Origin of the sequence: Enterobacter sp. N18-03635, from assembly GCF_004006055.1 — a bacterium.
Classification (GTDB): Bacteria; Pseudomonadota; Gammaproteobacteria; order Enterobacterales; family Enterobacteriaceae; genus Enterobacter; species Enterobacter vonholyi.
In genome coordinates, this window is record NZ_CP034769.1 from 41,066 (window position 1) to 52,832 (window position 11,767).

An 11,767-nucleotide genomic window follows, 5' to 3' on the forward strand; every position below is an offset into this window, starting at 1 on the left:
CGCCGGGCGAAACAAACGGCGCTGTACTAGAACCACGCCTCCCACATCGCGCCGACGTTGAAGTCATCGAGCGTTTCGTCTTTGGTGTTGTTCACGCGCGCGGTGCGTGCGTTATCCACCTTGCCGCCGGTCACGTAGAAGCGCAGCATCGGACGGAACTCTGGCCCCATGGCGATAGACATGTTCTGCGACAGGGTCAGCTTCCAGCCCTTGTTGTCGCCGCCGTTGTCGTAATCCACGTGTTGCCAGCCTGCTTCCAGCCAGGTGGAGTGAACGTCGTTCCACCAGTGCATCGGACGCACGATGGCGTTGTAGTTCTTGCGGTTGTCGGTCTTATCGCGGCTGTTGTCGTAGTCGTGGAAGGCGAGGATATACTCCACCTGCGTGGCCTGGGTGAATTTGTATAGCCCTTCGAAGCTGGCGTAGACCGTGGTCAGATCCTCGGTTTTGTTGAACACGCTGTTGTCCGCGTTATCGGAGTAGCGGGCAATCACCTTGTTCACGCCGCTGTCGTTGGTGTGGCTCAGCACCACGCCGCCCTGCCACGCGTTCAGACGTTCGTCGCTCTCCACCGCTTTGGAGTCAAAGCCGTAGTTGGCGTAAAGCTCCATGTCGATCGGTCCGAGCTTCATGCCGTGGATTTTAGAGGTGGCCGCGTAGTTACCTTTGTCGCCCGTGCCGGACCCGCCGGTACAGGTGATGCGCGACGGGTTGGCTTCATCTTCCATCACTTCCGGGCTACAGGATTCCACCGCCGCCACGGCGGCGACGTCAAACTGCACGCCGCCGATGTCGAAGTTCTTCACCCCGGCGCCCTGGCCGTCGTGGTTCATCCAGAAGTAATCGTTGATGCCCTGCTGCGGACGCTGGTGGAAGTCACGACCGGCCCAGAAATAGGCGTTCGGGTTGGAGGCCATAATATTGGTCACCCCGGCGTAGGCTTTTTTCAGGTTAACTTCGTCGCCCCAGTGGTCGATCATCACGTTGATGTCCCAGATGGCGCCGTTTTCGCCTTTAAAGGCCTTGGAAAGCTGGAATTCCCCGCCGTTGCCTTCGTTGCCCAGACGACCAATGGCGGACGCGCCGTTGTATGAACCGTCCACCGCCACGTATTTCTGATCGGCGGCCTGGAAGTGCGCGCCGTATCGGGCGTAGCCGGTAAATTTAACCCCAAACGGAATCGCCATATCCGGAGATTGCGCCGCGCTTTGCGGCTCGGTCACCACGTCCGCTTTTTTCGCGACGGCAGCATCCATTTTGGCCTGACGTTCAGCCAGGGCTTTATCCACCGCTTTCGCCACAATGGCGTCGATTTGTTCCTGCGTGAATTCCTGTGCGAGCACGGAAATTGGGCAAAGCGCGGCGATAACCGCCATGGTTAATGGAAGTTTTTTAATCGTATTCATGGTTATCTCAATATAGTTTAATTTTATTCAGACAATAACCATCCCGCTCCGATCTGACAGAATATGTCGCTATCATCAGAACAAGTGGATTTCTAGTTTTAGGTACAGAGGTGTTACATTAATTTATTTCGACATAGGCTATCTCTGATATAAATGAATAATTTCTTCGGATAATTCACGCGCTAATAAGGAATTCATTAAATGATCCTGCGCGTGCACCATAATTAACGTCATCGGCTGGCGGCCTTCGCCCGCATCCTGCTCGATCAGTTTGGTCTGCATCTTGTGCGCCTGGCGCGCGTAGCCGTCGGCTTCGCGCAGCAGGCTTTTGGCTTCGTCAATGTTGCCCTGGCGCGCGGCGTGCAGGGCTTCAAAGCACAGGCTGCGGGACTGCCCGGCATTGACGATAATTTCCATTACGGCTTCTTCTAATGCGATCATAATCATGACTCTTTATCAAAACTATTATTTAACGCGGTGGCGGCAAACCACTCCCCGCTTTTCTTAATGGTGCGTTTCTGCGTCTCTAAATCGAGCTGGATAAATCCGTAGCGATTTTTATACGCGTTGCACCACGACCAGTTATCTATAAACGTCCACATATGGTAGCCAAGACAATTACACCCTTCGCTAATCCCTTTATGCAGCCAGGCTAAATGTTCGGAAATAAACTCGATGCGGTATTGATCGTTAATCTGACCATTTTCAATAAAACGCTGCTCATTTTCGACGCCCATGCCGTTTTCGGAAATAAAGCAGCGAGGGTTGCCGTAATTGTCGCGCAGGTTAATCAGAATATCGTAGATACCCGGCTCGTAGATTTCCCAGCCGCGGTGCGGATTCATCTTGCGGCCCGGCATCTCGTAATTATCAAAGAACCACTCCGGCATAAACGGCGCCTGCGGGTTCACCGCGCTGTCGCGACACTTCACGCGACGCGGCTGATAGTAGTTAATGCCGAGCAGGTCGATTTTCCCTTCTGCAATCAGGAAACCGTCTTCCGGCTTGCAGGCGGGCAGCTGGTCGTAAGATTTCAGGAGCGCCACCAGATCCGCCGGGTATTCGCCTCGCAGAACCGGGTCAAGGAAGCTGCGGTTAAACATCAGATCCGCAACGTGCGCCGCCTTCACGTCTGCCGGGTTCTGCGAACGCGGATACGACGGCGTCAGGTTCAACACGATGCCGATCTCCCCCGCGTAGTGCCCGGCGCGGTAGGCCTGCACCGCCTTCGCATGGGCCAGCACCGTGTGATACGCCACGGTGGCCGCCCTGCGGAAATCCACTACGTTGGGGTAGTGGAAGTCGTACAGATAACCGCCTTCCACCGGCACGATCGGTTCGTTGAAGGTAAACCAGTGCAGCACGCGATCGCCGAACAGCTCGAAGCAAATCTGCGCGTAACGTGCGTACGCGTCCACCACGTTGCGGTTTTCCCAGCCGCCTATTTCCTGCATCGCCATCGGCATGTCGAAATGGAACAGAGTGATAAACGGCGTGATGCCCTGTTCATTCAGCTCATCAATGACCTGATTATAAAAATCAACCGCCTCCGGATTCACTTCACCGATACCGTCGGGGATCAGGCGCGCCCAGCTAATCGAGGTGCGAAAGCTGTTGTGGTTCAGCTGCTTCAACAGCTGAATGTCCGTTTTCCAGTGCTGATAAAACGTGGAGGTCTGCTGTGGCCCCACGCCGTTGTGAAAACGGTTCGGCTCGCGGGCAAACCAGTAGTCCCACGTGGTTTCCCCCTCTCTTGCCCCTTCCGTCTGGAGAGCGGAGCTTGCGCTGCCCCACCAGAAGTTATCGGGAAATGCGTATTTCATGACTCTTCCTCTTTGACTTAATTGCTGGCGGTCTCAGCGGCACCGACGGTTGCCTGGGCCTTCTGCTCTTCGTTTTTGATGAGCGTACGCTCATAGGCGCGCAGGAACGGCAGGTACATCAGCGCGGACATCACCATACAGACCAGGCACATCACCACCGGGCTCAACGCCCAGTTCGCCGCCCACGAGGCGCCGATCGGTGCAGGGGTAGTCCATGGGGTCAATGACACAACCTGTGCCAGCCAGCCGAGCTTGGTTGCCGCGTACGCCAGACAGGCGTTGACCAGCGGAACGAACACGAACGGGATAAACAGCATCGGGTTCATGATGATCGGCGCGCCGAACAGAATCGGTTCGTTGATGTTAAAGAAGCTTGGCACCACGCCCATTTTGCCGATGGTGCGCAGGTGGGTAACGCGGCTGCGCAGCAGCAGGAACGCCAGCGGCAGGGTGGAGCCGACGCCGCCAATCAGCAGGTAGTGATCCCAGAAGCCCTGCAGGTAGACGTGCGGCAGCGCCGCGCCTGCGGCCAGTGCCGCCTGGTTTGCCGAGAGGTTGGCCATCCAGAACGGGTTCATGATGCCGGTGACAATCAGCGAACCGTGGATACCGGCGAACCAGAAGATCTGGCACAGCAGCACGGAGAGCAGAATGGCGGGCAGGGAGTCAGAGGCGGACACCAGCGGCTCCAGCAGGTGCATAATCGCCTGCGGGATAATCATCCCGGTCTGCGCTTCAATGAACAGGTTCAGCGGGTGCAGCGTACCGATCACCACCATCACCGGGATCAGGATCTCAAACGAGCGCGCCACGCCGGTCGGGACTTCCTTCGGCAGACGAATGGTCACGTTGTTCTGCTTCAGCCACGCGTAAACGCGGGTGGCGTAGATCGCGGTAATCAGCGCGGTGAAGATGCCCTGACCGGAGAGATACTGGGTCGAGATTTTGCCGTCGGCATACGGCGCGGCGACCAGCAGGAAGGCCATAAAGGCCAGCAGGCCGGACATCACCGGGTCGAGGTTAAACTGACGCCCCAGGCTCGCCCCAATCCCCACCGAGATGAAGAAGGTCATCACGCCCATGCTGAGGTTAAACGGCAGCATCAGCTGCTCGCGGTAGGTCTGGGAGAAATCCAGCCAGCCGCGGGCGAAGCTGTTGGTGGTATCCGCCGAGAACGGCGGGAAGATGAACACCAGCATAAACGAGCCGATGATCATGAACGGCAGCGCGGCGGTAAAGCCGTCGCGGATGGCAATCACATACTTTTGCTGGCCGAGCTTCGCGGCCAGCGGGGTAATTGACTGCTCAATCACCGCGACCATGGATTGATATAACGAACTCATGTGAACACCTTTTAGTGTGCCGCTTCGATGAGCGACAGAGCATAGTCCAGTACTTTATCGCCACGCTGCATGCCATAGTCCATCATATCGATGGGCTGCACCGGAATGCCATGCGTCGCCGCCTTGTCTGAGAGTGTCTGTAACATGTATTTCACTTGCGGTCCGAGAAGGACAACCTGGTATTGCGGAAACTGCGTATCAAATTCGGAAACACCGTACGCATCAATCTTCACCGGCAAACCACGTTCTTTCGCGACATCGACCATTTTGCTGACCAGCAGGCTGGTGGACATCCCGGCAGAGCAGCACAGCATAATCTTGAACATCGACAACCATCCTCTAAATGTAAAAAGTTATTGCGAGGATGATTGGACATTATACGGAAACCGGTTTCCATTTATAAAAAGCAGAACTGTGATAGCCATCAAGATCCAATACTTATGAGGCTAATTAACCGGATGTGCGTCACATAATTTGGCTGGTTTGACATCATTTTGAGTGGAAACGGAAAATCGGTTTCCATGGAAAACGGAAACGGATATACTCCGTTCTGGCTATAATGTGAGCCGAAGCGGTGATGGAATTTGCAGGCGCGAGGTAAGCCTGCCAGGGGAAAAAGATGTCGACAATCAATGATGTATCACGTCTTGCCGGGGTGTCTAAAGCCACGGTTTCGCGAGTGTTGAGTGGGTCGCGTGGCGTTAAGGAAGCCAGCCGTCAGGCCGTTCTGAAAGCTGTGGATGAGCTGAACTATCGTCCCAACGTGATTGCCCAGTCGCTGCTGAGCCAGTCGACGGGCTGCATTGGGGTCATTTGCGCCCAGGAAAACATTAACCAGACCACCGGTTATCTGTACGCGCTGGAAAAACAGCTCAGCCAGCATCAAAAACACCTGCTGCTGCGTTTCGCGCACGGTAAAGCGGAAGTGATGAACGCCCTTGAAGAACTTTCCTGCGGGCTTTGTGATGACATCCTGGTGATCGGCGCCCGTTTCCCGCTGGACGTCGACATGGACAACGTCATCCTGGTCGACTGCATGGAGTCTGATAATTCCAACAGCATCCAGTTCGATCACGCTTTTGCCGCAGAAACTGCCTGTAATTATCTCACCAGCCAGGGGCGTCGCCAGATTGCGCTGATCCACCCCCACGGCAGCGGTTTTGCCGACCAGGTGCTGCTCGGCTACAAGCACGCGCTGGAGAAAAATTTCCTGCCCTTTAATCGCAACCTGGTCTTTATGGACGCGACGTCTTCGTCCGTTGCGCTGCAGGAGCTGCTGAATAACGCCAGCACGCTGAACTTCAACGCGCTGCTGGTGGCGGACGAGCAGGAAGCCCAGCGGGTGATCCCGCAGCTGCAGGCGTTTAATAAATCGGTACCGGACGACATCATGGTCTTTAGCCTTGCCGGATCGCTGCACCTGCCGGGTATTCCGGTGATCCCGGCGATTGAATATTCCATGGATGCCATGGCGGCGCGTATTGTGGGCTGGCTGACGGAGAAAACGCAGATGCTGGGCTCGTATGTGCTGCGCGGAGATTTAATTATTCCGGATGTGCGTAAGCGTTAAACATGTTTTCCAGGCCGGGTAAGCGTAGCGCCACCCGGCAAGCAGCATTCAATAATCTTCCATACAATCCACTTGACCAATCGCCCCCCAGTAGGCATCCAGGTTGTCGCGCTTCACGGCGGTAATGGCATTTTTGATTAGCAGCTGATTGGCCTCGGACGACAAAATCATCTCCTGCCAGGCTTTATCGCTCTGCTTTTTCTGTGGCGTACAGGTTTTCTTAATATCTTTAAGGACCTGCTGCTTTATTTGCGCCTCTTTCATGGGATCGTCCTTTTCCTGAGCATGGACAAACGCGGCGAACAGCAGACAAACCAGCAGGCAGACAAGGTGTGCAGCTTTCATCAACAACCCCCTTTTGACGTCACAGGCTTCCCATGAAATATATCGTTACATTCAGTGTAGCGACGCCAGCCGAAAGTATGAATTTTCTCCGTAAAGTATCTGTGAGATAGTCAAACAGCACACAAAAACAGGGAGAACGTCATGCAACTGAGCATTACCAATACGGTTACGCAGCAGGAAAAAGAAGAGTTATTCGTGGGGCTGCGTGCCTACAACGCGCAATTTTTGGATATGGCGACCTTTAGCGGCGACGTTGGCGTTTACATGCGTGACGATAATGGCGCCATGCTGGGCGGGTTAATCGGTGTGCGAAAAGGCGACTGGCTGAATATCGACTATCTCTGGGTGAGCGAGACCGTGCGCGGATCCGGCGTTGGCAGCCAGCTCATCAGAACGGCCGAAGAGGAAGCCAGACGCAAAGGCTGCAAGCACGCGCTGGTCGATACCGCCAGCTTCCAGGCGCGGCCGTTCTATGAAAAACAGGGGTACCAGTTGCAAATGTCTTTGCAGGATTATCCTTATCCGGGCATGCAGCGACATTACCTGGCGAAAGCCCTTTAGCTCTGAATCCGCAGGCCGGGTAAGCGCAGCGCCACCCGGCTATACCCGCATATAACTTATCCTTCTTATTGATTCTTTTTCGGTTTTTATTTCACCGCCTCGTTGTCGATATAGTCATTACAACATTCAGCAAAAGGAACTGTCTTGTGAAACGTCGATTGGGTGCTCTGGTACTGGCTGGCCTGTTGCTGGCAGGGTGCGATCAAAGTGGCAGCGATGCCAAACACATTAAAGTCGGCGTCATCAACGGCGCCGAGCAGGACGTGGCGGAAGTCGCCAAAAAGGTGGCGAAAGAGAAATATGGCCTCGACGTGGAGCTGGTGGGCTTCAGCGGCTCGCTGTTGCCTAACGATGCCACCAACCAGGGGGAACTGGATGCCAACGTCTTCCAGCATCGCCCGTTCCTTGCAGAGGATAACAAGGCGCATGGCTACAAGCTGGTGGCCGTGGCGAACACCTTTGTTTTCCCGATGGCCGGCTATTCCCGCAAAATCAAATCCGTCTCTGACCTGAAGGACGGAGCGACCATTGCCATTCCAAACGACCCTACAAACCTGGGCCGCGCGCTGCTGCTGTTGCAAAAAGAGAAGCTCATCACCCTGAAGCCGGACACCGGGCTGCTGCCAACGGCGCTGGATATTACCGCCAACCCTAAACAGCTGAAAATCATGGAGCTCGAAGGGGCGCAGCTGCCGCGCGTGCTGGACGACCCGAAAGTCGATGTCGCCATCATCAGTACTACCTATATCCAGCAAACCGGGCTGTCGCCGGTGCATGACAGCGTCTTTATCGAAGACAAAAACTCGCCGTACGTGAACATCGTTGTGACGCGCGAAGACAACAAAGACGCCGAGAACGTGAAGGAATTTATCCAGTCGTATCAGTCGCCTGAAGTGGCGAAAGCGGCGGAGACGATCTTTAACGGCGGGGCGGTGCCGGGCTGGTAACAATCTAATGGAAAAAGGGTTGCTTAAATTGGCCCGATTCCATCGGTAATCGCCCTTTAACCCACAGCGTCAGCTGAGACGGCTGGCTATCCTCCTTATCACACCAACCGGAGGATAGCCCATGAACATTACCCACATTCGCAACGCCACCCAGCTGATTACCTACGCCGGAAAACGTCTTTTAATCGACCCGATGCTGGCCCCTAAGGGGGCTTACCCGGGCTTTCCCGGCACTGCGTATGCCGAACGCCGTAATCCGACTGTCGAGCTCCCCGTTGACGTCAACACGCTGCTGGACGCCGACGCGGTGATCGTCACCCATACTCATGACGATCACTGGGATCGCGCCGCGGCAGAGCTGATCGCCAAAGATAAGCCGATCTACGTGCAAAACGAGCGTGACGCCGCGCTGCTGCGCAGCCAGGGGTTTAGCAACCTGACGGTCATGACCGACGCGACCTTCTTCGGCGATATTCAGATTACGAAAACCCACGGCGGGCAGCACGGGACCGATCGCGCATATGCCGTGCCCGAACTGGCGGAGCGGCTGGGCGAGGCCTGTGGCGTGGTGCTCCGTCATCCTGATGAGAAGACGCTCTACATTGCCGGGGATACCGTCTGGCGTGACGAAGTGGCGGCCGATCTGCAAAAGCATCAGCCGGACGTGGTGGTGCTGAACGCCGGCTATGCTCACGTCATTGGCTTTGGGCCCATTATTATGGGGCAGGAGGACGTGCTCAACGTCCATTTCCTGCTGCCGCAGGCCAAAATTCTGGCGAGCCATATGGAAGCCATTAACCACTGCCTGTTAACCCGCAGCGCGCTGCGTGAGTACGTTGAAGCCAACCAGGTGAGTGACGCAGTGAGCATTCCCCAGGATGGCGAAACCGTTATATTCTGAGTATCTAAAAGGGAAAGGAGAGACAAATGCCGCTAGTCAACGTCGCGATTGTCGCGGTAGACGGGTTCAGCCCGTTCCACTACTCCGTTCCCTGCATTCTGTTTGGCGACTCGGTCTCCGGAGAAAAGCGCTTTAACGTGACGATCTGCGCCGAAACGCCGGGGTTCCTCACCTCAAAAGACGGATTTGCCCTCAACGCCACGCAGGATTTTACCGCCATTGGGCAGGCCGATATTGTTGTCGTTCCCTACTGGCAGCACGTTCTTGAACGCCCGCCGCAGTCGCTGCTCGACAGCCTGGTGCAGGCGAGAGACAACGGCGCGGAAATCGTCGGGCTGTGTCTGGGGTCGTTTGTGTTGGCCTGGGCGGGGCTTCTCGACGGTAAGCGTGCGGCCACCCACTGGGAGTTCGAACGTCAGTTTCAGTCCCTCTTCCCGAACGTTCGGCTGGATATTAATGCCCTTTACGTGGATGACGGCAATATCATTACCTCTGCCGGGACTGCCGCCGCGCTGGACTGCTGCCTGTATATCATTCGCCAGCGCTTTGGCAGCGTGGTCGCCAACCAGATTGCCCGCCGGATGATTGTACCGCCCCACCGCGAGGGCGGTCAGGCGCAGTTCATCGCCCAGCCGGTACCCAAAGATACCCGCGACGGACGCATTAACTGCCTGATCGACTATCTTCAGCAGCACATCACCGAACCACATAGTCTGGACTCGCTGGCGGAGGTCGTCTCAATGAGCCGCCGCACCCTGACCCGCCATTTTGTTAACGCTACGGGGATGAGCGTCGCCGACTGGCTGACCGCCGAACGCCTGCGGCGCAGCCAGATCCTGCTTGAAGCCGGAAATATGCCGATTGAGCGCGTGGCTGAGCTGGTGGGATTTAATTCCGCCGTCACCTGGCGACAGCAGTTTAAGGCGCGTTTTGGGGTGAGCCCTGCGGAATGGAGAAAAACCTTTCGTCTTCACAGCTAGTTTATTTGGGCTAACTCAAGATTTAAGGCTTAGTTAAATAATTTATTATTTTTTCTTAATCGACCTCTCATTTTTCTAAAAAAATATTTTATTTGATGAGCCCTAACGCAAATTAGATATACTCGCATTAAGAATGCTCTTATATTTTGAAAATATTAATTGCGAATAAATTTTGTGGCATGGATGAATAGCAATAAAATAAAAAAGAGAATAATTTCATTAGCAAATTATATTATTTTTATCTTATCGGTTACGCTTTTTTCAGCGAGCGTTAACGCTGCTCCGTTGTCTCCAGCCGATCGCGATTCCATCCAGCAGCAACAGCAGCAGCTTTTATTACAGAACCAGCAACAGCGTGAGGAGCTGGAGCGGAGTATTCCTCGTCCCGCGCCCGCCAGACCGCTGCCGGCTACCGGCGCCGGGCCCTGCTTCACCATTCATACCATTACCCTTTCCGGTGTGACCCTAATCTCCCCGAAAACCCGGCAGGCCCTTGTTGCGCCGTGGCAGGGCCGCTGTCTGGATATGGCGAAAATAACGGAGCTTCTCGCCCATATTTCTGACTGGTATATCAGCCGGGGATATATCACCAGCCGCGCTTTTCTTACCGAGCAGGATCTCTCCGGCGGTCTGCTGAATATTGTGGTGCTGGAAGGACGGCTGGAAGCGATCCGTCTGGAAGGCGAAACGCCGCACATGCTGAAAATGGCGTTTCCGGGACGGGTCGGCGGCATCCTTAATTTACGCGACATCGAACAGGGCATGGAGCAAATTAACCGTTTGCGTGCCGAACCGGTTCAGATTGAAATTCTTCCGGGAACGCAGCCCGGATATTCCATCGTTAACCTCACGGCAAAACCGGAATTTCCCTTAAGTGCATCGGTAAGCCTGGATAATAGCGGGCAGAAAAGTACCGGCGAAGATCAGCTGAGTGGCGTGCTCACCGCCAATAATATGCTTGGGCTGGCGGATAAATGGTTTGTCAGCGGCGGGCGCAGCAGCGATTTTGCCAGCGCGTACGATGCGCAGAATTTCCAGGCGGGCGTCAGCGTGCCGTTTGGCTACGGCCTGCTGGACTACAGCTACGCCTGGAGTAACTACCGGACCACCATCAGTAACCAGGGATTCAACTGGCTCTCCACGGGCGATACCAAAACCCACCGCCTTAACGCGTCCTGGGTGGTCTTCCGCAACGGGGAGGTGAAAACCGGCATTGCGGCTGGCGTGGTTCAGCGCTCCAGCCGCAACTGGCTCAACGACGCGCCGCTTCAGAGCAGCACGCGCAACCTCTCCAGCCTGATTCTGGGCATTACGCACACGCAAAAAATGCTGGGCGGCGTGGCGACCTTCAACCCGACCTGGAGCCACGGCATGCCGTGGTTCAGTGCCGAAACCGACGAAGATAAGTCCGGGGATGTGCCGCGCGCGGAATTCCGTAAATGGAGTCTGAACGCCAGCTTCCAGCGGCCGATTACCCGTAATGCCTGGTGGCTGACCAGCGCCTACGGCCAGTGGTCGCCCGACCGGCTGTACGGCTCTGAGCGCCTGACGCTCGGCGGCGAAAGCTCCGTGCGCGGTTTTAAAGAGCAGTACCTGTCCGGGGATAACGGCGGCTACTGGCGTAACGAGCTGGGGTACTCCCTCTTCACCCTTCCGGTGATTGGCGCAGTGAGCGCAACGGTCGCCGTTGACGGCGGCTGGCTGGAAAAAGACCGTCAGGACCGCTTTGCCTCCGGCACGTTATGGGGAGGCTCGGTGGGGCTGAGCAGCGCAGGGCGCTGGTACAGCAGCCAGATTTCGGTCGGTACGCCCCTGCACTACCCCGACTGGCTCGGCCCGGATCATGTGAGCGTTAACTGGCGCATTGCCTTCATGCTTTAAGAGACTCTAC

The 11,767-nt window shown here is 55.7% G+C and carries 12 protein-coding genes; 6 read left to right on the forward strand and 6 right to left on the reverse strand.

All coding sequences use genetic code 11. The annotated features are described in order from the left end of the window. Positions 1-26 precede the first annotated feature (26 nt). The 5 genes from ELK40_RS00925 to ELK40_RS00945 form a co-directional block, all read right to left on the reverse strand. Positions 27-1,406, reverse strand: coding sequence for a carbohydrate porin (locus tag ELK40_RS00925; RefSeq protein WP_047649991.1), 1,380 nt, complete (start codon positions 1,404-1,406; stop codon positions 27-29). A gap of 138 nt (positions 1,407-1,544) precedes the next feature. After that, complete coding sequence (locus ELK40_RS00930) at positions 1,545-1,847, reverse strand: PTS lactose/cellobiose transporter subunit IIA (protein ID WP_029741865.1); 303 nt, start codon at positions 1,845-1,847, stop codon at positions 1,545-1,547. Between the two features lie 2 nt (positions 1,848-1,849). Beyond that, positions 1,850-3,229, reverse strand: a complete 1,380-nt coding sequence (locus tag ELK40_RS00935; protein ID WP_127729046.1) for a glycoside hydrolase family 1 protein — start codon at positions 3,227-3,229, stop codon at positions 1,850-1,852. Positions 3,230-3,246: 17 nt separating this feature from the next. Then, on the reverse strand, positions 3,247-4,572 hold the full coding sequence (locus tag ELK40_RS00940) for a PTS sugar transporter subunit IIC (RefSeq protein ID WP_023309840.1): 1,326 nt from the start codon (positions 4,570-4,572) through the stop codon (positions 3,247-3,249). Between the two features lie 11 nt (positions 4,573-4,583). Next, positions 4,584-4,898, reverse strand: a complete 315-nt coding sequence (locus ELK40_RS00945) for a PTS sugar transporter subunit IIB (protein ID WP_032644367.1) — start codon at positions 4,896-4,898, stop codon at positions 4,584-4,586. A gap of 293 nt (positions 4,899-5,191) precedes the next feature. Between ELK40_RS00945 and ELK40_RS00950 the strand changes: the two genes are divergently transcribed. Next, positions 5,192-6,142 (forward strand): LacI family DNA-binding transcriptional regulator, encoded by a 951-nt coding sequence (locus ELK40_RS00950; protein ID WP_115876739.1) that lies wholly within the window; start codon positions 5,192-5,194, stop codon positions 6,140-6,142. Between the two features lie 48 nt (positions 6,143-6,190). Here ELK40_RS00950 and ELK40_RS00955 read toward each other — a convergent pair whose 3' ends face one another. Continuing rightward, on the reverse strand, positions 6,191-6,487 hold the full coding sequence (locus ELK40_RS00955) for a YicS family protein (protein ID WP_127729048.1): 297 nt from the start codon (positions 6,485-6,487) through the stop codon (positions 6,191-6,193). A 141-nt stretch (positions 6,488-6,628) separates the two neighbouring features. On the opposite strand from ELK40_RS00955, the gene ELK40_RS00960 reads away from it, so the two are divergent. The 5 genes from ELK40_RS00960 to ELK40_RS00980 all read left to right on the forward strand — a co-directional run bounded on the left by ELK40_RS00960 (position 6,629) and on the right by ELK40_RS00980 (position 11,757). Then, complete coding sequence (locus ELK40_RS00960) at positions 6,629-7,048, forward strand: GNAT family N-acetyltransferase (RefSeq protein WP_127729050.1); 420 nt, start codon at positions 6,629-6,631, stop codon at positions 7,046-7,048. A 146-nt stretch (positions 7,049-7,194) separates the two neighbouring features. Then, positions 7,195-7,995 (forward strand): lipoprotein NlpA, encoded by an 801-nt coding sequence (nlpA, locus tag ELK40_RS00965; RefSeq protein WP_008500128.1) that lies wholly within the window; start codon positions 7,195-7,197, stop codon positions 7,993-7,995. Positions 7,996-8,116: 121 nt separating this feature from the next. Then, positions 8,117-8,896 (forward strand): MBL fold metallo-hydrolase, encoded by a 780-nt coding sequence (locus ELK40_RS00970; protein ID WP_127729052.1) that lies wholly within the window; start codon positions 8,117-8,119, stop codon positions 8,894-8,896. Between the two features lie 26 nt (positions 8,897-8,922). Next, positions 8,923-9,876, forward strand: coding sequence for a helix-turn-helix domain-containing protein (locus ELK40_RS00975; protein WP_127729054.1), 954 nt, complete (start codon positions 8,923-8,925; stop codon positions 9,874-9,876). A gap of 183 nt (positions 9,877-10,059) precedes the next feature. Continuing rightward, a complete protein-coding gene (locus ELK40_RS00980) occupies positions 10,060-11,757 on the forward strand; it encodes a ShlB/FhaC/HecB family hemolysin secretion/activation protein (RefSeq protein WP_244599395.1) in 1,698 nt (565 codons plus the stop codon). The last annotated feature ends 10 nt before the right edge of the window (positions 11,758-11,767 follow it).

Excerpts from the sequence above, each read along its gene's own strand:
- ELK40_RS00925 (WP_047649991.1), bottom strand. The coding sequence starts at position 1,406 with ATGAATACGATTAAAAAACTTCCATTAACCATGGCGGTTATCGCCGCG.
- ELK40_RS00930 (WP_029741865.1), bottom strand. The coding sequence starts at position 1,847 with ATGATCGCATTAGAAGAAGCCGTAATGGAAATTATCGTCAATGCCGGG.
- ELK40_RS00935 (WP_127729046.1), bottom strand. The coding sequence starts at position 3,229 with ATGAAATACGCATTTCCCGATAACTTCTGGTGGGGCAGCGCAAGCTCC.
- ELK40_RS00940 (WP_023309840.1), bottom strand. The coding sequence starts at position 4,572 with ATGAGTTCGTTATATCAATCCATGGTCGCGGTGATTGAGCAGTCAATT.
- ELK40_RS00945 (WP_032644367.1), bottom strand. The coding sequence starts at position 4,898 with ATGTTCAAGATTATGCTGTGCTGCTCTGCCGGGATGTCCACCAGCCTG.
- ELK40_RS00950 (WP_115876739.1), top strand. The coding sequence starts at position 5,192 with ATGTCGACAATCAATGATGTATCACGTCTTGCCGGGGTGTCTAAAGCC.
- ELK40_RS00955 (WP_127729048.1), bottom strand. The coding sequence starts at position 6,487 with ATGAAAGCTGCACACCTTGTCTGCCTGCTGGTTTGTCTGCTGTTCGCC.
- ELK40_RS00960 (WP_127729050.1), top strand. The coding sequence starts at position 6,629 with ATGCAACTGAGCATTACCAATACGGTTACGCAGCAGGAAAAAGAAGAG.
- ELK40_RS00970 (WP_127729052.1), top strand. The coding sequence starts at position 8,117 with ATGAACATTACCCACATTCGCAACGCCACCCAGCTGATTACCTACGCC.
- ELK40_RS00975 (WP_127729054.1), top strand. The coding sequence starts at position 8,923 with ATGCCGCTAGTCAACGTCGCGATTGTCGCGGTAGACGGGTTCAGCCCG.
- ELK40_RS00980 (WP_244599395.1), top strand. The coding sequence starts at position 10,060 with ATGAATAGCAATAAAATAAAAAAGAGAATAATTTCATTAGCAAATTAT.